The sequence below is a fragment of the Microcoleus sp. Pol14D4 genome, assembly GCF_036701245.1.
Taxonomy (GTDB): domain Bacteria; phylum Cyanobacteriota; class Cyanobacteriia; order Cyanobacteriales; family Microcoleaceae; genus Microcoleus.
Genome location: NZ_JAUBQM010000005.1, coordinates 75,432 through 94,951 on the forward strand (window position 1 = coordinate 75,432; position 19,520 = coordinate 94,951).

Here is a 19,520-nt window from a genome sequence, read left to right on the forward strand (position 1 = left end):
AAAAGGAAAATAAAAAATGAATTCGGAAACAGCGCAGGTGAATTTTCAGCAACAGGCAGAACTTTATTTAGCTACAGGCAACTTCGAGCGAGCGATCGCACTTTGCCAACAAGTTTTGGCATCTGAACCCAACTCTGCAGAGAGTTGCAAGACCTTGGGGAAAGCGCTGCAAGCTCAGGGTAAACTAGAAGACGCAAGGTATTGGTATAAAGTTGCGATCGCCCACCAACCCGATTTTGCCGAAGCTTTTGCTAACCTCGGCACTCTCAGCGCTACTTTGGAACAGTGGCAAGAGGCGATCGCCTGTTACCAAAAAGCCATCTCCCTGCAACCAAACTTTGCAGGATTTTACCGTAATTTAAGCCGGATATTTACTCAAGTCGGTCAAGCTGAAGAAGCAGCAGACTGTTGGTATCAAGCACTGATCGTGGAACCGATAGAAACAGCAGAAGAATATCTCGATTTAGGTAATACTTTGCTGAGCCAAAATAAGCCTGAAAAAGCGCTAGTTTGTTACCATCGCACCATTTTTTTAAACCCGAGTTGTTGCGAAGCTTATTGCAAAATAGCAGAAGCTGCTAGCGACTTGAAACAGTGGGACGAAGCTATTGTTAACTATCGCAAAGCGATTAAACTCCAGCCGGATATTTCGGAGCTTCATTACAAATTAGGAAATGTTTTGCAAGCTAAGGATCTCTGGCGCGAAGCGGAGGCTGCCTACCGAAAAAGTATTGATTTAAATCCCAATTCTTTTTTGTCATACTACAACTTAGGCAGCGTGCTGCTCAATTTAGAAAAATGGCAAGAAGCTGCGATAGCCTACCGCACGGCTGTTGAAATTAACCCGGATTATTCTTGGTCTTACTACAGCATCGGTGCAGCTTGCGATCGATTAGAGCAATGGTCGGAATCCGCTGCGGCTTACCAGCGCGCTACTGAAGTAGACCCAAATTTCTTCGCAGCTTTTCACAAGTTAGGAGATGCTCTTTTTAAACTAGAAAAGTGGTCAGAAGCTGAGGCTGCATACGAACGGGCGATCGCCCTAAATGCAGATTTATTTTGGTCTCATTATAACTTAGCTTTGACTTTAGTTAAACTTCAAAAGTTTGAACCAGCAACACTCGCTTATCGGCGGGCGATCGCACTCAATCCAGAATTTTCTTGGACTTACCACAATTTAGGAGAAGTGCTGTTAAAAACTCAACAGTGGAAAGCCGCAGCTAGCGCTTATCAACGTGCTATTGAACTTAATCCCCGTATTTCTTGGTCTTATTACAATTTAGGCGATGCTTTGAGTGAAAGTCACGAATGGAACGATGCTGTTTCTGCCTACCTTTGTGCGCTTAAAATCGACCCGTCTCTACCGAAAATTTACATGAAGTTAGGTAATGCTCTAATTAAAAGAACTCCGGTAGATTCAGATATAGCAACTAGCTACTATCACCACGAAATGCAGCCGCTGCACCCTCCTGAATTTTACTGCGAAATCGCCCAAAAGTTTGCTGAGAGCGATCGGCGTAACGAAGCCATAATGTTGTACTTGATGGCATTAGAAATTAGACCCAAAGATCCAGAAATCTCCCAAAAATTAGAAGAGATTTTAGAAAAACAGCGTCAAACAGGGGAATCTACTCTATTATTAGAGTTAGAAGCTAAGGATATTCGCGATCGTTACATTGCCCGAGTCGCCAAAGGCAAGACTTTTGCAGAAGTCGGTGGCTTGTGGGGAACTGTCAGCGAAAAAGTATCTGTAGCTAGCAAATACGGTGCAGTTTCTCTGACAATGATTGATGCCATGCCGGCATCCATGCACTGGTGGCAAGATTTTCACGATCGCATGACAAGTTTAAATATTGCTAATTATCACTGTATCAATCAAGATATCACTCAGATTCAGCTTGCAGACATTGGCGAGCCTTACGATGTAGTTCACTGTGCAGGAGTTTTGTACCATCACCCCCATCCGTTGCAGATTTTAGTTGCTTTGCGTCAGATAACTCGCGAGCATTTAATTTTCACTTCAGCTATTACTCAAGAAGTCATAGAAAATGACTTGGGACGCTATGAAATTCCCGCTTCTGGAGTAATGTTTATTCCGGCTTTGGACGACGCAGAACGAGCTATTTTAACAGCTTATTGGCGGACATACATCAACAACAACCAACTTATAGGGATAACTGAGAAAGCAGTTTTTGACATGAACAACTTTGCGGCGTGCTGGTGGCTGCCTACAGCTACTGCTTTAGAAGCTATGTGCAAAGTCGCGGGATTTAACGTTTTAGACAAAGGATTGACTTGGGACAATAATGCTTTGACTCTGCTGCTGGGGATTTGAGGATGGGTAAAGGAATAATAACAGGACTTGCTTGTTCACAAACGGCTAAACACCCGGTTTCTGAGCGGATTCCTCGTTTTATTTCCCCAATATTCCTACTAAAAACCGGGTGTTTTCCGTAAGTCCTAAATAAAATAGCTGCAAACATTTTTTGTGAATAAAAGAGGAACTGGGAAATAATTTAATGAACAATCACCAACCAGGGACGCCGTTAGGAAACATTTTAGTAGTAGACGATACACCAGAAAACCTGCGTCTGTTGTCTACGATGTTGACTCAGAGGGGCTACACCCCCCGCTGCGTGATTAACGGAAAAATGGCTCTAAGAGCCTGCAATTCTAATCCACCCGATTTGATTTTGCTCGACATAATGATGCCGGAAATGAACGGCTACGAAGTCTGTCAGCACTTGAAACTAGAAGCAAAAACTCGCGAAATCCCGGTAATTTTTATCAGCGCTAAAGATGAAGTATTTGACAAAGTAAACGCATTTGCTGTGGGAGCTGTTGACTATATCAGCAAGCCCTTTCAGTTTGAAGAAGTTCTCGCCCGCATCGAAAGTCACCTCAGCCTACGGAATTTACAAAAGCAGCTAAAAGAACAAAATATGCTGCTGCAAGAAGAAATCACGAGTCGCTTAGCAGTAGAAAAAACTCTTCAGGAGAAAAATCAAATTTTGCAACAAGAAATCAGCACCCGGCGCGCTGTAGAAAAAGCTCTGCAAGAGCAAAATTTGGTACTCCAACAAGAGATATCCCACCGCCAGCGCGCTGAATCTGCTCTATTAAAATCTAACCAAGAATTAGCACGTTCAAATGCAGAACTAGAACAATTTGCTTATGTGGCTTCTCATGACTTGCAAGCGCCTTTAGCAACCATTGCCAGTTACGCTCAACTTTTAGAAAAACGCTACAAAGACCAACTCGACAGCCAAGGTAGTAAGTTTATCGGCAATATCGTTCAGGGCTGCACCAGAATGCAAACTTTAATTGACGATTTACTCGAATATTCGCGCGTTGGCCGGAGTCGGAAACCTTTTGAACTGATAGATTGCAATCACGCAGTCGAGCAAGCACTCGCGAACCTGCAAGGGGCGATCCGCGAGACTAAAGCCGTTGTCACATACAGCGAATTACCTGCGGTAATGGGGGATATTTCTCAACTCGTACAGCTATTTCAAAATTTAATCAGCAATGCGATTAAATATCGCCACGATGCACCGCCTGTGGTTCATATTACCGCTTGCAAACAGGAGGAAAACTGGTTGATTTCTGTCTCAGATAATGGAATTGGGATTGCTCCCCAGCATCAAAAACGTATCTTTCAAATTTTCCAGCGCTTGCATACTCAAAGAGAATATTCGGGGACAGGTATTGGTTTAGCAATTTGTCAAAAGATTGTGGAACTTCACGGCGGATGTATCTGGGTGGAATCGGAACCGGAGCAAGGTTCAACTTTTTACTTTACTATCGCTTAATTGAGACATAATTTCTGCAAAATGTAGAAGCTATAAGCTAGGTAAAATTAAATAATACTTTCTCTGTTAGAAATCATAACCTAAAAGATATAATCTAGAAGTTGATAGTATTTAATAGGGCAGATGAAAAGATTGAATAACTGTGACTATCCGGGTGGGGAGATGGGCTACCGTTGCATTTTTTTTAAGTGGTATAAATGTCAGTTAGAATAAAAATTATTTTCTGTTGACAGTAGAGTGGGTGCGTGATAAAATCTTAATTAAAACATAATTATTGTAGCGCTTGCTTACTCTCCCCAATCTGACGCTCGATGTATGTGTAAGTGAATTGAATGACAGCCCTTAAAATAAAAGGTAAAATTTAAGTTAGTTTAATATTTCGTTAGTCAATAAATATTATGAAAGCAGTTTTTAACTTAGCTTTGCCTCCTATCTGCTTTAAAGTTCTGTTAGTAGAAGACAACCCTCATGAAGCTGAGCTGATTGAAGATTTGCTGTCAGAAATAGGCGGCGCGCAGCGTATAGTGCTGACGAAAGTAGAGCGCCTCAGCGAAGCGCAGCAGCGATTGAATCAAGAAACTTTTGACATAATTTTATTAGACCTTTCACTGCCAGATAGTGTGGGAATCGAGACGGTGGCTCGGGTACAAGAGTACGGGGTAAATGTGCCGATCGTAGTTCTGACCGCCCAAAACGACGAAGAACTTGCCCTGCGGTTGATTTCGGTCGGCGTACAGGATTATTTGGTAAAAAGAAAAATCGACAGCGAACTGTTAATTCGATCGCTCCGTTACGCCATAGAACGCCAGAACAGTCAAGATGCTTTGCGAAACAGCGAAGAAAAATATCGTTCGGTGGTGGAAAATTCCCTGATCGGAATTGCCATCATCGCTCCAATTATTGACTGCGAAATTCCTCAAAATTGCAATTGGATAGAAGTTAACGATGCCCTGTGCAATTTGCTGGGCTACGAACGCTACGAACTCATGCAGAACAATTGGCTAGAGTTGACTCATCCAGAGGATTTTGATGCCAATCTTGCAAAATTGTCTCAAATGTTAGCAGGTACGATCGACGGTTATATCTCAGACAAAAGGTGGCTCAAAAAAGACGGCGAAATAGTTCATACGCGAGTTTCCCTGCGCTGCATCCGCCGCCAGGACGGGTCAATCAACCGGATGATCGAAGTAGTGTTGGACGTGAGCGATCGCTACCGCTACGAAGCAAAACTGAAAGCGTCAGAAGAATTTTTAAACCACACAATAAATGCTACGCCAGACCCAATTTTTGTCAAAGACGAGCAACACCGCTGGATGATATTAAATGATGCTTTTTGTCAGTTGGTCGGCAAATCGCGACAAGAACTGATTGGCAAATCAGATTATGACTTTTTCCCCCAATCAGAAGCTGCTGTTTTTTGGACAAAAGATGAAGAAGTATTGAGAACGGGTGTCTGCTTGGAAACAGAAGAAAAATTTACCGACTCTGCCGGGAGAGAACACATCATTTCTACCAAAAAAAGCGTCTTCCAAATAGCAGACGGCAGTAAAGTAATAGTGGGTACAATTAGAGATTTTACCGAATACAGACAGCAACAAAAAGCCCTGGAGCAAAGCGAAGCTCGCTTTCAAAAATTGGTAGCTAACCTGCCGGGAATAATTTATCAATTACGAATGTCAGCAACTGGAAAAATGTTTTTCCCCTACATTTCTTCAGGCAGCAGCAAACTCTACGAATTAGAGGCAGAAGCAATAGAGGAAAATGCGGAACTGATTTTCAATGGAATTCACCCAGACGATCTCTTAGATTTAAAAGCATCGATCGCAATTTCAGCCACTAAGCTGGAACCTTGGCAGCAGCAGTGGCGGCAGACTTTACCATCTGGAAAAGTTAAGTGGCTGCAAGGAGCTGCGAGACCAGAAAGGCTCACTAATGAGAGCAAATCTAGCAGCGAAGGCGATATTCTCTGGGACGGTTTAGTGATGGATATTACTGAATTAAAGCAGGCACAAACAGAGCGCGATCGTTTTTTTACCATCTCATTAGATTTGCTTTGTATTGTTGGTTTTGACGGCTATTTTAAACGTTTAAATCCAGCTTGGTCAACAGCTTTAGGCTACAGTATTACTGAATTGTTTGCCAAGCAAATGATCGAATTTGTTCATCCAGACGATCGAAAAGCTACTGCGGCGGAAGGAGCGAAACTAATCGCGGGTACGTCCAGTATCTCCTTTGAAAACCGCTACATCTGCAAAGACGGTTCTTACAAATACTTCCTGTGGACGGCATCGCCATTTAGCGAAGAAGGTTTAATCTACTCAGTTGGTCACGATATTACCTCTCGTAAACAAGCAGAGTCCCAACTCCAGCGACAAGCAGTAGCAATGGCCGCTGCTTATGACGGTATCGCCATTTTTAATAATAATAAAGAATGTATTTATTCCAACGACGCTTATCTGAAAATGTACGGTTTGACCAGCCCTAGCGAACTGTATGGGAAGAAATGGAAAATGCTCTACAGCAAAGCAGAAAATATATTTTTTGAACTACAAATAATGCCGATGCTCTTGCAAAAAGGGTACTGCAATATAGAAGCTATCGGTCAGCGCCAGGACGGTAGTAAGTTCCCTCAAGAATTGTCGCTGACAATGCTTGTCGGTGGCGAAATTATTTCTATAGTCCGCGATATAACTAATAGAAAACAGGTAGAATCAGCCCTGCGATTGAGCCAGCGTCGTTACCAGACTTTAGCAGAAGCATCGCCAGTTTGCATCTTCCATACGGATACCTTGGGAAATTGCCTTTATGTGAATAAACGGTGGAGTGAAATTACGGGATTAAAGGCAGAATTAGCAGCAGAAATTGGCTGGATGAATGCCATACATTCTGATGATGTCGAGCGGGTAAAAAATGAATGGCATCGCGCAACTATTGAGAAAAGACCTTTTAAATCTGAATACCGCTTTCAGCATCCAGATGGTCGGATAATCTGGGTGATAGGTCAGGCAATTGCAGAAATCGGAGACAAGCAGGAGATTAAAGGCTATATCGGCACTATTACTGATATTAGCGATCGCAAACAAGCAGAATTAGATTTGCTGCGAGTTACTCAAGCAGTGGAAAGCACCAGCGATGCGATCGGCATTGCTGACTTGACAGGGCGATCGTTCTACCACAATCAAGCCTTTATTCAACAGTACGGCTACACAGCAGAAGAACTAAACACAGCAGGCGGATTAACAGCAATTTACCCCCAAACTAAAGTGCTGTTAGAAATGTTTAAAACGATCCGTAAAGGCAAATCTTGGCAAGGCGAACTCAAAATCAACACTAAAAACAACGCACTGGTAACAACTTTATTTCGCGCCGACGGCATTAAAGATGAAACTGGTAATTTAATCGGGTTAGTGGGAGTAATTACCGATATCACCGAACGCAAACAAGCCGAGATGGCCCTGCAGCAGCAATTAAGGCGAGAACGGCTGGTAGTTGCCATGCTCGATCGCATTCGCTCTTCTCTCAATTTAGAAGAAGTCCTCAGCACTGCTGTCGAAGAAGTGCGGCACTTTTTGCAAACAGACCGCACAGTTATTTACCGTTTTAATCCCGACTGGAGTGGCTTTGTCGTTGTGGAATCAGTGGCAAAAGATAGAATTTCGCTGCGAAATTTCAACAATCTTGATGGCTGTTTTAAAGAGAAATTTGTTGATATTTATCAGCAAGGCGGTATTAGATCTATGGAAAATATTTACCAAGAAAATTTGACGGAATGCCACATAAAGTTTCTCGAAGGATTGGAAGTAAAAGCTAACTTAATAGTGCCGATTTTAAAAGCACGAGAAAGCATTTCCCAGACCGAACTGACCGCAAAAAATCAGCTCTGGGGACTGCTAATCGCCCAGGATTGCAGGGGCCCCCGCCCCTGGGATTGCTCAGAAATAGAATCCCTCCGGCAATTGTGCGTGCAATTGGCGATCGCGATCCAGCAATCGACGCTATTTCAACAAGCACAAACCGAAATTGCCGATCGCAAACTTGCAGAATCTGCCCTCCAACAAGCCAAAGAAGTCGCAGAAAGCGCCAACCGCGCTAAAAGCGAATTTCTCGCCAACATGAGCCACGAATTGCGGACGCCTTTAAACGGCGTTTTAGGTTACGCTCAAATATTGAAAACCGACAAAGACTTAAACTCAGATCAGCAAGAAAGTCTCAGCAATATTCAACAGTGCGGTCAACACCTGCTGATGCTAATCGACGATGTTTTAGACCTTTCCAAAATCGAAGCTAGAAAAATGGAACTCTACCCAGAAGAGTTGAATTTTCTAAATTTCACAAAAAACATTGCCGATCTCTTTCAGATGCGGGCCTCGCAAAAAGAAATTTTATTCAATTACGAACAAGTATCTCCCCTACCTAGCTGCGTTTGTATAGATCCAAAAAGATTGCGCCAAATTCTCATAAACTTACTCAGCAATGCCGTTAAGTTTACTAACAGCGGAGGTGTGACTTTTAAAGTCGGCTATGTAGGCACACAGGCCTGGAGTCGAGGGCAAAACGAAAACTATGAATTATCGATTTTGAGTTCGGAACTGAAAGAAAATTATCTGCGATTCGCCCAAAATGCGAACCCAGCCCAACACACTTTAAAAATCCGCTTTCAAGTCGAGGATACTGGCACAGGAATAGACAAAAGCAAGTTAGAAGAAATATTTTTGCCATTCCACCAAGTAGGAGGCAATACATTTGTTGAAGGTACGGGTCTCGGACTCTCGATCAGCCAGAAATTAGCAAAAATGATGGGCACCCAAATTGGAGTAAACAGCACTTTGGGAAAAGGCAGCACTTTCTGGCTGGATTTAGAAGTGCCCGCAGTCCAACGGTACTTAGAGGTGTCTCCTTTGCGGAAAAAACGCTGGGTTGTTGGTTTTGTTGGCAACAAGCGGAAAGTGCTAATCCTGGATGAAAATCAACTAAATCGCGATTTGTTGTGCAGGTTGCTGAGGCGTTTGGGATTTGAAGTTGCAGAAGCACAAAACCGTCAAGAATCCCTGTACAAATCAGTTGAATTTCAACCGGATGTGATTTTTATTGACTTGGGTATTTCTGTAATGGATGGCTTAGAAACTGTTAGGAGATTGCGGGAGTTACCGGAAGTAAAAAATATCGTGTTAATCGCTATGTCAGCTAGCGTTTTCGATGCGGCGCAGCAAGAGAGACTCCTTGCAGGGTGCGATGATTTTCTTCCCAAGCCGATCGAAGCAAATCACTTTTTGGCACAGTTGCGCGTGCATTTGGGTTTAGAATGGATTTACGGGGAAACTTCGGAAAACAAAAAGCGCAAAACTCCCTGTTTGTCACCCGCATCGGATTTTCCTGCTTATTCTTCTCTGTTACCTGCGGCTTCTGAGTCGGTAGCAAAAATTTTGAAACTCGCTGCTATGGGCGACATTGAAGAAATTTTTGAGGAGAGTGCTAAGCTGGAGAGTTTAGAACCTAAATTAGTACCGTTTATCTCGAAGCTGCGCCAACTTGCTAAGGGATTTCAGCTCAAACAAATTCGGAATACTTTAAAGCAATATATCGAGGGGAAGTAGTCCGTAGTCAGTGGTCAGTGGTCAGTAGTGATATCATGTCCGGTCGCTCGATCGGACATGATATCACTCTAATAGCCAACCAAATAATTCTCCTACTGTCAGTTGCAATTCCATGGCAAAAGATGGCACGGGCAATAACTGTTCCGGTTCGTCGAACACCTCCGTTGATTGAGTCGGCAGATATACAAAAACCGATTGCTCATCTGGATCGATTAACCAACCCATTTGAGTTCCGTGTTTGAGACAATGTAAAATATTTTTAGTAACTTTAGTTTGGTTTTGGTCGGGGGAGAGGATTTCAATTGTCCAATCCGGGGCGATCGCAAACACATTTGCCACACCGCCATTTTCTTTACGGGGAATGCGCTCCCAAGTGAATACAGTTACGTCTGGAACGATCGCTCGACCGCCAAAAATGCACCGTAATTCTGGAAATGCTCGCGCCACCTTTTGAGGTTTGAGAGTAGCATTAGCAGCACTTGTCAACTCGCCTTGAATGACACTATGTTCTCCTTGAGGCGTCGGTTTTTGAATGATTGCACCGTCAATGTACTCGCTGGCTGGTGTGGTTTCTGGCAACTTCAGAAACTCTTGGAGTGTCAAAGATTTTCGCAGGGTTTGTACCATCCGATTTTACCTAAAAAATAGAGTTTCATCTGCTATTTTACCCAAAAGTCCCGGACTCGTGCGATCGGCGCTCCACTTACTTCTTCCTTCGGCTATACCACCTTGCATCCTGCGGCTAATCTTGCTTCTATATATTCAGAGACAGTTTTTGAGAGAGTTGGGATTGAAATTACTTTGCCTCAGTAACGGCCACGGAGAAGACGCGATCGCCCTTCGCATCTTGCAGGAACTGCAACAGCACCCGCATCCGCCAGAATTAGCCGTGTTTCCGCTAGTGGGTGAAGGGCAAGCTTTCGCTCAACTAGAAAACGCCCGCATCATCGGCCCGGTGCAGCGGATGCCTTCGGGCGGCTTTATTTACATGGACGGGAGGGAATTTTTGCGCGATGTCAAAGGCGGCCTGCTTCAGTTGACTATCGCTCAGTTTAAAGCCATCCGCGCTTGGGCGCGATCGCAACAACAGTCTGGGAATCAAGACGGCTTTATTTTAGCCTGCGGGGATATTGTACCCCTGCTGTTTGCTTGGGTCAGCGGCGCGCCCTATGCGTTTGTCGGTACTGCCAAGTCAGAGTATTATTTGCGCGACGAGAACGGGCCTCTGGCTCGCAAATCCCGAGTCTTGGGTTTGTGGGGTTGCCCGCGATCGGTTTATTTGCCTTGGGAGCGCTGGTTGATGACTCGATCGCGCTGTCGGGCCGTTTTTGCCAGGGACGCGCTCACCGCCGAGACTTTACAAAAGCTGGGAATTCCCGCTTACAATCTGGGAAACCCGATGATGGACGGACTCGAACCGGAAAACCCCGCCGCTTTTTACGGCCCTGACGCAGAGTTTCGGGAAATGTCGCGATCGCTCGTCATCACCTTACTCCCCGGTTCTAGAGCGCCGGAAGCCTACGCTAATTGGCTGCTAATAGTAGAGGCTGTAGCCGGAATTTTGTCCCTGTTTGCCGATCGCCAATTGTTATTTTTCGGAGCCATTTCTCCAGAGTTAAACTTAGAAGCTTTGCGACCTAGTTTAGAATTTTTCGGCTGGCGACAAGACGGGGAAACTAGAACGCAGCGGCGAGAAGGAAGTATTTTGCGACCTCCTATTTCTAGCGGTCAAGAAATTCGGAAAGAATCTCCTAATTTGCTATTGCCCTTGACATTTGTGCAGAGAAACGCCACGATGATTTTGACTCAGCAAAGTTTTAACGATTGTTTGTACGAAGCCGATTTAGCAATAGCAATGGCCGGGACTGCTACAGAACAATTTGTAGGTTTAGGAAAACCGGCGATCGCCATTCCCGGAAACGGCCCGCAATTTACTCCAGCTTTTGCAGAAGCTCAAAGTCGCCTGTTAGGCCCGTCATTAATTTTAGTCAAACATCCTGCTGAAGTTGCAGGCACCGTGCAGTCTTTGCTCCGCGACCCAGACAGGTTGCAGCTAATCGCTGAAAATGGCTTGCGGCGCATGGGAGAACCCGGTGCAGCAGCCAGAATTGCCGAGTGTTTAATTCAGCGCTTCGGCGGTGAATCCAGCAATTCTCAATTGGCTGCAATAGACTAGGGACAAAACGTTGTTTTGTCCCTACCAAGTATGTTTAATTCTACTTGATTTAAAAATATTGTTCACTAACTACCTACTAATTTTCGTAGGTGCGCCTAGGCGCACCTTACTAATACTGCATTCGCAGAAAATTTCAAGTCGCCGTTTTTTCTGATGATGGAACCCAGAAATTAGCTTGAGGAATTTTAAAATCCGACTTAACCAAAACTCCCGGTTCTCGCTGCACAGGCAGCACATCTAAAGTATCCGTTTGCGCGCAATATTTTAAATCTTCAATAACACCTAAACCGAGGAGGCGCTGGCCGTGACTTGCCTTTTCCAACAATTCATGCAACCGATCTTGCCAGTGTAAATAAAGAGCAATAGCCCCAAATACTTCATCATTACCAGCAAAATCGCTCGCAGGAATACCGCTTTCTGCTAGCAGACTTTGGGCGATCGCACCAGCACAAACCGTATCTTCCAACGAATAACTCCCTTCCCAACCAGAACCCACAATCCAAATAGTTTCCGGCTGTTTATTTAACAAAAACTGCACCACAGATTTGCGGTTTATCAAAGCCGCCGTTAACACAGTTGCAGCAGCTTGCACTCGCTGCAGAGCCCGAGTACCGTTAGTTGTGCTGATAAAAATTCGCTTCCCAGTCACCTTTTCTGGCGTGCAGTCGAAGGGGGAATTCCCCATATCAAATCCGTCAACTTTGCCGCCGCCTCGCTCTCCGGCGCGAATCCGCTTATCTGCGGGCCATTTTTCGCTCTCGGCCATTAGCTTATCTAAGTCGCTGAAAACTTGGACAGCTTCCGCCCCATTATTCAGGGCCGTTGCCATTGTCGTAGTCGCCCGCAGCACATCAACTGCGATCGCGCAAGCCGGCATTTTGTCGGCTGGCGTAAGTTCCGGGGTATGGTAAATAAAAAGCTTCACTTTTGGGCAACCTGCGATAAATCCTCATCATTAATAATAATGGAAAGTGGATAATAGAAAATAGAGTCAAGTCCTCAAAAGCAGAAAATATGTCTAAACAGCTCAATTCAAACCCCGCCCACGCCGCCATTACCGCACCAATTGGACTCCTGGCAGGTTTCACCTATCCTTTGCGAGCTTTCACGCTGATTTTGCAAACTCCCAAGCTGTGGACTTATGTATTAGTTCCCGTGGTGCTAAATTTTATAATTGGTATCGGTCTTTATTTAAGCTTGCTATTTCCCAGTTTGGCAGGAATAGACGTTTTGGTTGCCGATTTGTCGGTCCGATTTAATACTCTAATTGCGAGTTTTCCAGCTTGGCTGAGCTTTCTTGCCGTGTTAACAGTTGCTTTCGGCTGGCTGCTGCGCGTACTCCTAGTGTCAGGACTTTTGCTGATAATTGGATTTTTGTTAGTGCAGTTTGGCGTGATTTTAGGTTCGCCCTGGTACGGCAAACTTTCCGAACAATTGGAACTGCTGCGGAACGGTCAATTGCCCGCAGAAGCACCAATGAATTTGGCGAGTAGTTTTGGGGATATTCAAAGGGCGATCGCCTTTGAACTGCGAAAACTACAAATTTTGTTGAGCGTCGGTATACCCCTGCTGCTGCTAAATTTTATCCCTGGTGTCGGCTCTATTCTTAGCACTTTGGGTGGTGTAGCTTTGGGCGCGACTATTGTCTGTTTGGACTTTTTAGATGCACCTTTGGAGAGGCGGAGGCGACCTTTTCAGGAGAAGTTGGAGATAATTCGGGCTAGTTTGCCGGCCAGCGGGAGTTTTGGTTTGGTTTGTTTGGGTTTGGTGAGCATTCCGCTGTTGAATCTGTTGGCGATTCCGCTGTGCGTGACGGCGGGAACTTTGTTTTTTTGCGATCGCATTTGGCCGGCCCACTTTGCCCCAGAAGAAACAAAGAGCGATGGAGAAACTAACATTACCAATTAAAAACTAGGGAGATGCTTCTTCCTTCGGCTGACTCTGGGAGTTAAGACCCAAAAACGGGCTTAACAACAGCCAGCTAATGAAGAAAAAGGATGCTGTAAATAGCTGGACAATATCGATCGCCGACAAATATCCGTCAGATAATAGTGCAATAGTTCTATCTGTCAGCCCGAATATCCAAGAGAGAATCCCAAACAGCCAAATGCCTTTTTGGAGCATGGGCAAAAATGCTGAAACTTCGGAGTTTTGCTGCTTGTTCATTGATTTAGCCCTTGTTTGCGAAAAGTCTGATTAACCGGGCACCCCAAGGGCTTAAGGATTTTTGGTGTCTCCTCGGATTCCCTTTGTTATCTATATGTTAAGAAATATTTCTCAATGTGACAACGCGCCCTGGGAGGTATTTCCGCATCTATCTCAAGAGGTAGTCGCAGCGCTAACAAAGAGTGATATTTGCTACACTTTGGTAGGATGCGCGATCGCGATCGGGTTCTGGGCTAGTCTTGCCATTAGTCCCAGGCGGTTGATATAGTGGGTCACAGGCTACGTAAAAGAGCGAAATCACAAATTATGTTATTTAACAGTATTGAATTTTTAGTATTTTTTGCGATTGTTTTCGCCATATATTATTTCCCTCCGTCGCAAAAAGTGCAGGTTCCCATCCTGATAATTGCCAGCTTTATTTTTTACAGTTGGAGCGCCCCCGCACTGTTGCTGATCCTGCTACTTTCCATTACGATCAATGCTACAGTCAGCTTTCAAGTTGCCCGAATTTCTGACAAGAAACAGCGATTTTTTTGGGCTTTATCGGGAGTCGTTCTCAATGTATTAATTTTGAGCTTGTTTAAATACGCTGGTTTGCTAACTAACTTTGTTACCGATGTTTTTAATATTGCTCGTTCCGAAGGCAGCATTGCTTATTTATTCTTAAAATTACCTCTGCCCATCGGCATTTCTTTCTACACATTTGAAGGCATAAGTTTAATCGTAGACGTACTGACTCAAAAAAACAAAAGCGAAACCGAAGCAAACGCTTACGTCTCGCCCAACTTCACCCAACACCTGCTAAATACTTCATTTTTTATTAGCTTTTTTCCCAATTTACTATCAGGCCCGATTTTAAAATCCAAGACTTTTTATCCCCAGATTGTTCCTAAATATTTTAAAGATATTCCTTGGAATTTCATTTTTCGCTCGCTCGTTGTCGGCTACTTCCTAAAAATGGTCATCGCCGACAACTTAAAAGACTATACCTTCTGGATCAGCTTTCCCTACTACCAAGGATTTGGAACTATTACCAACCTGACACTGCTGTTTGGCTACTCAATCCAAATTTTCGCCGATTTTGCCGGTTACTCCTTAATTGCGATCGGTTTTGCAGCCGCTTTGGGTTACAGAATTCCCGACAACTTCGACTTTCCCTACATCTCGCGTTCCCTTTCCGAATTCTGGAGAAGGTGGCACATTTCCCTCTCAACTTGGCTCAGAGATTATCTATACTTTCCCCTCGGCGGAAACCGCAAAGGAAAAATCCGAACTTATGTTAACTTAATGATAGTCATGACTTTAGGAGGATTATGGCATGGGGCTGCTTGGAGTTATGCAGTTTGGGGAATTTATCACGGATTAGGTTTAGCAGTAGAACGCTTTTTTGGGTTCGACAAATCCAAAAATAAATTGCCAGAACCACATCAAGTAAAAACCAAACCCATCTGGCAGCAATTATTATTGGACAGCCTTAGCGTTTTAGGAATTTTCTCTTTTGTTTCGGTGGGATGGCTGCTTTTCAAGCTGCCTCGATTTGAAGAAGCGGTTGACTTCGCAGTTACTTTAGCTCGCAACTATCAAGTCAAGCCCGGTTGGAGTCACATTATTCCGACGCTAATTTTTTCGCTACCAGTAGTGATTTATCACATTCCCCATTTTCCCACTTGGCAAAATAGGATGAAACAGGATTCAAATAAAAACGGCCAAAAAGTCTGGAGTCTTTATCAAGATTTAGTTTTAGGAATTATGCTAGCAATGATATTCCTCAACAGTGGCAGCTCGAAACAATTTATTTATTTCCAATTCTAGAAGGTGTTCTATGTTTGTCAAATTCCCGTTGCGACCGATTTTGCGCCCGGTACTAATTTTTCTGTTTATAATGAGTTTTTATCAAGTGCTAGTCAGCGGCGGAGTTTTGCCTGCTTCCGATGGAGTTAGCCTGCTTCAAAATAATATTGTTAAAACTCAAAGGTATGTATATCAGGATAATTCCGATCTAAAAATGCTAATGGTAGGTAGTTCTCTAGCTGCAAACCTTAATATTAAAGACATTGGAGAGGGCGTAAAGAGCATAGCTATGGGGGGAGGAGCGAGCCAAACTGGTTTAGAAATAGTTAAAAGAAGTAAAAGCAAGCCTCCTATTGTTTTGGTGGAAATTAACGATACTATTGTTCGGAAAATAGATACAGAATTAATGGATTCTTTGTATCATCCTCTTTTTTATTGGTTACGCCAGTATCTACCGATAATGAGAGAGGAATACCGTCCGATTAGCATTTTTGTGGATTTTTTTAAAAGTCGCTCGAAGCCGAATCACAAAGTGACGCGAGAGGCTCTAGACAGATTAGAAGGTAGATATCTTACTCCAGACTTATCCCAAAAAGCTATCCAAACGGTAGTTGATATTCAAAATCAACCTTTGTCTGAAAAAGATGCAGAAGCTATAAAAAAAGAAGCTGAGTTTATTAAAAGTCAAATCGCAGAAATAAAAAAAAATAGCGGGGCGAAAGTAGTTTTATTTGACATACCGCAAGAGTCACGAGTTAACGCTGCAATCAGGAGAAAACAAGTCCAAGAATTGGCTAAAAAGCTGTTTCCGTCCGATCGTTTTGAGTGGCTGCCACCTCCGAAAGAGCGAGAATGGCGTACCAATGACGGCGTTCACTTGATCCGCAGCGACGCTAGAGATTTTGCCGAGTTTTTGAGAGAAAAATTGCTGAGTACGGTAGCGGCGGGATCTGTTGACACGGCGCCTAGAAAAGAAAGCTTGTAATTTCAATTGAAGTGTGGCATACTACATAATGAGCAAGTCGGGTTAAAGAACGATCGTGAGGTTTGTACTGAGGAGGGAAAGTTATCAAAGCCCTAAAAGCCACAGGACAAACAATTTGATGATCGTCGGTATCAACCCGGCTTGATATGAGTTCAGCCTCAATAAAATCGAACAATGCCACGCTTAAATCAGATTATTGCGATCGAAAAAGGCATCAAAAGCCGCTCGGTTCAAGAACTAGCAGAAGCTCAAAAAGCACTCCAGAAGCCCGCTGTGCTTTCTGGAATCTCCCGCACTTACCGCCCCAAAGACGAAGAAGGCGAACAACTACCGCCAGAGTCCAAAAAAGTTGAAGTCAAAGCAGAAGAGATTATCCGCAAAACGACTGAAGTTTTGACCAAACTCTTCGACGTAACCGCAACCAAAGATTGGACAAACTGTAGCGCCCGCGCGGACGTAACTGTAGACGGAAACGTGCTTTTGAGCCAAGTTCCCGTCAGCTATTTGCTATTCATTGAAAAGCAGTTGGCAGATTTGCAAGCATTTATCAAGAAACTTCCTGTCTTAGATGCTTCCGAGACTTGGAACTTCGATGCTTCGGCAGACTGCTGGGCAACTGAACCGGTGCAAACTCTCAAGACTTTTAAAACTCCGCGCAATCACGTTAAAGCTGAAGCTACCGAACACCATCCGGCTCAAGTCGATGTTTATTACGAAGATATTACTATCGGCTATTGGCGGACTGTCAAGTTTTCTGGAGCTTTGCCAGCGCGGCGGATCAATGAGTTGCTGCAAAGGGTGGAAATCTTGCAGCAAGCTGTTATGTTCGCCCGCGAAGAAGCTAACAATTCTGAAGTAGAGGAACAGAGATTGGGAGAGCGAATTTTTCAATTTATTTTCCGCTAAGAGCTTGCTTTTTTGATAGTTATGGTTTAAGATATAAACAGAGTACAAGTTCAATCTAAAACTTCAACTTAAACCGTACAAATGTGATAGTGCAGGTTCGACTCCTGTCCCTCCTACGCAAAATAGGCCCAAAATAGGGGGGTAGCCCAATTGGCAGAGGCAGCATTGCGTACAAATTCAACAGCAAGTTATTACTCTAAACTCAGCATTCTCCGCCGATCGCTAAAACGAATGTCAGGAAAATCACATCATCGAGGTTGCTGGCTCATATCCAGCCCCCTCTACCAAACGCAGGGGGGTAGCTCAATCGGTAGAGCGCGATGCTATTAATCTTAAATCCTTGACTTAAATGTGATAGCGTGCCCAAATGGGCGGTAAATATAAACCCAGTAGTAAGGTCAGAACTGCTGGGTTTTATGCTAATAATTGATTCAATTCGTTAAATCCGTCAGTCCTGGACGTATCAAGACAGATGATTTATTGCATCAATCCTCAATGCGAACAACGCGAAAATCCTGCTGCTGCTCAAAATTGTCAGGCTTGCGGCACGGATTTGTTAATTGGCGATCGCTACCGCATCCTTAAACCAGTGCGATCGCCCAATCCCGCACGCCCCACAGACATCTTTGAAGTTGAAGATTTGGGAACCGGGGAAAACGAATGGGGAACTGTCAAAATTTTAAAAGTCTTGAAACACACCCACAATCCCGATTTAGTTCACTTGTTCAAGCAAGAAGCGCGAGTTTTAATTTGGCTGGCCGGAAATGGCTCAGTTCCCCAAGTCGAACCTGACGGTTATTTCCCAATTAAACTCCCCCATAACTTCCAGAAATTGTCTTGTTTGGTGATGGAAAAAATTAGCGGAGAAAACTTGGCAGAATTCTTATCTAAAAAACAGTACGTTTGTCAAAAGCTCGCTCTAGATTTGCTGCAACAAATGCTTCATATTTTGCAGGAAATCCACAAATATCATGTAGTACATCGGGATATTAAGCCATCCAACCTGATGGTTGAAGCCAATGGGAAATTGAGATTAATTGACTTCGGCGCCGCCACAGAAGCAGATATAGATACCGCACCCATAGGTTCTGCTGGATACGCCGCACCGGAACAAATTTTAGGTAAAGCAGGCGTGCGATCGGATTTTTTTGCCCTGGGGCGTACTTTTGTACATTTATTAACAGGCATACAGCCGATCGACTTTCCCGTTAATGAAAAAACTGGTAAAATTAATTGGAGGAACCAGGCTGTAGATATTGACCCGTTACTCCTAGACTCGATCGACGAATTGATCGAACCGCTACTAGAAAATCGACCTGAAAATACCCAAGTTATTTTAGAAAAATTAGAAAAATTAAAAATTTACGACGCAGACCCCCTGAAAAAGGGGGACGCAACATCGCTTCAATAAATCTCTTCCAGCCGGCGAAAATCCCGCTCAACTTCTGCCCACAAAGCCCGATTGTGAGGGTCAGTTTTCACAGCCTTTTTCAAATAAATTCTCGCCTTATCCACCTGCTTTTCTCCGATCAAGTGCCGTCCCCAGCGCTGATAGGCGATCGCCTGCCACTGACGCACCTCCAAATCCTCGGGAACCCGCTGGGCCAAACCCTCAATCAAGGCGATCGCCCGCGGAAACCTCTGATATTTCAGCAACTGTTGCAACTCAACATAAGCATCTTGCTTTAACTTTTGTTCCACCGCCGACAGATCCGCATTAGATTGAACCGCGGCCTCTTTTCGAGTCACTTTAACTGCCTGCGGTTGAGCTTTCACCCTCCGATCCGGCGGTGTCGAAGTAGGCGGCACAGTTGAGTTGGCAACTTTCGACCCCGCAACATGGTGGGGGGCAACATTCACCAGGAACTTATAAGCCTCAGTAATAGCAATAAACTTATTCTTAGCCTGTTCGTTTCCCGGATTCACATCGGGGTGATACTGTCTGGCTAACTGCCGATAAGAGGCCTTAACTTGCGATAAACTCGCGCCAGACCTCAGTCCTAACTGTCGGTAATAGTCTGCAATATCCATTTAGCATGAATGAGCGTTTATAATACCATTAAATATGGCAGAATCCTTAAATGTAAAGA

General features: G+C 44.1%; 13 protein-coding genes. 9 read left to right on the forward strand and 4 right to left on the reverse strand.

Features of this window, described 5'->3' with window-relative positions:
* Positions 1 to 16: 16 nt before the first annotated feature.
* From QUA33_RS04180 to QUA33_RS04190, 3 genes are all read left to right on the forward strand, one after another.
* The gene (locus tag QUA33_RS04180; protein ID WP_333146712.1) at positions 17 to 2,335 is read left to right on the forward strand and encodes a tetratricopeptide repeat protein; all 2,319 of its coding nucleotides are present in this window, start codon (positions 17 to 19) and stop codon (positions 2,333 to 2,335) included.
* A 184-nt stretch (positions 2,336 to 2,519) separates the two neighbouring features.
* Positions 2,520 to 3,812, forward strand: coding sequence for an ATP-binding protein (locus QUA33_RS04185; protein ID WP_333146714.1), 1,293 nt, complete (start codon positions 2,520 to 2,522; stop codon positions 3,810 to 3,812).
* A 398-nt stretch (positions 3,813 to 4,210) separates the two neighbouring features.
* Positions 4,211 to 9,406, forward strand: coding sequence for a PAS domain S-box protein (locus QUA33_RS04190; protein ID WP_333146716.1), 5,196 nt, complete (start codon positions 4,211 to 4,213; stop codon positions 9,404 to 9,406).
* A gap of 63 nt (positions 9,407 to 9,469) precedes the next feature.
* On the opposite strand, the gene QUA33_RS04195 is transcribed toward QUA33_RS04190, so the two are convergent.
* Entirely contained in the window at positions 9,470 to 10,033 is a 564-nt protein-coding gene (locus tag QUA33_RS04195; RefSeq protein ID WP_333146718.1) for a Uma2 family endonuclease, read from the reverse strand.
* Positions 10,034 to 10,196: 163 nt separating this feature from the next.
* Between QUA33_RS04195 and QUA33_RS04200 the strand changes: the two genes are divergently transcribed.
* The gene (locus QUA33_RS04200; protein WP_333146719.1) at positions 10,197 to 11,582 is read left to right on the forward strand and encodes a lipid-A-disaccharide synthase-related protein; all 1,386 of its coding nucleotides are present in this window, start codon (positions 10,197 to 10,199) and stop codon (positions 11,580 to 11,582) included.
* 133 nt (positions 11,583 to 11,715) lie between these two features.
* Here QUA33_RS04200 and QUA33_RS04205 read toward each other — a convergent pair whose 3' ends face one another.
* The gene (locus QUA33_RS04205) at positions 11,716 to 12,507 is read right to left on the reverse strand and encodes a 2-phosphosulfolactate phosphatase family protein (protein ID WP_333146721.1); all 792 of its coding nucleotides are present in this window, start codon (positions 12,505 to 12,507) and stop codon (positions 11,716 to 11,718) included.
* Between the two features lie 89 nt (positions 12,508 to 12,596).
* Between QUA33_RS04205 and QUA33_RS04210 the strand changes: the two genes are divergently transcribed.
* Entirely contained in the window at positions 12,597 to 13,490 is an 894-nt protein-coding gene (locus QUA33_RS04210; protein WP_333146723.1) for an EI24 domain-containing protein, read from the forward strand.
* A 3-nt stretch (positions 13,491 to 13,493) separates the two neighbouring features.
* Here QUA33_RS04210 and QUA33_RS04215 read toward each other — a convergent pair whose 3' ends face one another.
* The gene (locus tag QUA33_RS04215) at positions 13,494 to 13,748 is read right to left on the reverse strand and encodes a hypothetical protein (protein ID WP_333084919.1); all 255 of its coding nucleotides are present in this window, start codon (positions 13,746 to 13,748) and stop codon (positions 13,494 to 13,496) included.
* Positions 13,749 to 14,054: 306 nt separating this feature from the next.
* On the opposite strand from QUA33_RS04215, the gene QUA33_RS04220 reads away from it, so the two are divergent.
* The 4 genes from QUA33_RS04220 to QUA33_RS04235 all read left to right on the forward strand — a co-directional run bounded on the left by QUA33_RS04220 (position 14,055) and on the right by QUA33_RS04235 (position 18,841).
* A complete protein-coding gene (locus QUA33_RS04220; protein WP_333146725.1) occupies positions 14,055 to 15,560 on the forward strand; it encodes an MBOAT family O-acyltransferase in 1,506 nt (501 codons plus the stop codon).
* 10 nt (positions 15,561 to 15,570) lie between these two features.
* Positions 15,571 to 16,524, forward strand: coding sequence for a hypothetical protein (locus QUA33_RS04225; RefSeq protein WP_333146727.1), 954 nt, complete (start codon positions 15,571 to 15,573; stop codon positions 16,522 to 16,524).
* A gap of 174 nt (positions 16,525 to 16,698) precedes the next feature.
* A complete protein-coding gene (locus QUA33_RS04230) occupies positions 16,699 to 17,430 on the forward strand; it encodes a DUF7873 family protein (RefSeq protein ID WP_333146729.1) in 732 nt (243 codons plus the stop codon).
* Positions 17,431 to 17,902: 472 nt separating this feature from the next.
* Positions 17,903 to 18,841 carry a serine/threonine-protein kinase gene (locus QUA33_RS04235; RefSeq protein WP_333146731.1) on the forward strand — a complete coding sequence of 313 codons (939 nt, stop codon included), beginning with the start codon at positions 17,903 to 17,905 and terminating at the stop codon, positions 18,839 to 18,841.
* Here the strand turns inward: QUA33_RS04235 and QUA33_RS04240 are convergent.
* The gene (locus QUA33_RS04240; protein ID WP_333146732.1) at positions 18,835 to 19,461 is read right to left on the reverse strand and encodes a J domain-containing protein; all 627 of its coding nucleotides are present in this window, start codon (positions 19,459 to 19,461) and stop codon (positions 18,835 to 18,837) included. The genes QUA33_RS04235 and QUA33_RS04240 overlap by 7 nt on opposite strands.
* Positions 19,462 to 19,520 lie beyond the last annotated feature (59 nt).

Bases quoted from the DNA above. Each gene is read 5' to 3' on its own strand.
- QUA33_RS04225 (WP_333146727.1), top strand. From the start codon at position 15,571: ATGTTTGTCAAATTCCCGTTGCGACCGATTTTGCGCCCGGTACTAATT.
- QUA33_RS04230 (WP_333146729.1), top strand. From the start codon at position 16,699: ATGCCACGCTTAAATCAGATTATTGCGATCGAAAAAGGCATCAAAAGC.
- QUA33_RS04190 (WP_333146716.1), top strand. From the start codon at position 4,211: ATGAAAGCAGTTTTTAACTTAGCTTTGCCTCCTATCTGCTTTAAAGTT.
- QUA33_RS04195 (WP_333146718.1), bottom strand. From the start codon at position 10,033: ATGGTACAAACCCTGCGAAAATCTTTGACACTCCAAGAGTTTCTGAAG.
- QUA33_RS04220 (WP_333146725.1), top strand. From the start codon at position 14,055: ATGTTATTTAACAGTATTGAATTTTTAGTATTTTTTGCGATTGTTTTC.
- QUA33_RS04235 (WP_333146731.1), top strand. From the start codon at position 17,903: ATGATTTATTGCATCAATCCTCAATGCGAACAACGCGAAAATCCTGCT.
- QUA33_RS04240 (WP_333146732.1), bottom strand. From the start codon at position 19,461: ATGGATATTGCAGACTATTACCGACAGTTAGGACTGAGGTCTGGCGCG.
- QUA33_RS04180 (WP_333146712.1), top strand. From the start codon at position 17: ATGAATTCGGAAACAGCGCAGGTGAATTTTCAGCAACAGGCAGAACTT.
- QUA33_RS04215 (WP_333084919.1), bottom strand. From the start codon at position 13,748: ATGAACAAGCAGCAAAACTCCGAAGTTTCAGCATTTTTGCCCATGCTC.
- QUA33_RS04210 (WP_333146723.1), top strand. From the start codon at position 12,597: ATGTCTAAACAGCTCAATTCAAACCCCGCCCACGCCGCCATTACCGCA.
- QUA33_RS04185 (WP_333146714.1), top strand. From the start codon at position 2,520: ATGAACAATCACCAACCAGGGACGCCGTTAGGAAACATTTTAGTAGTA.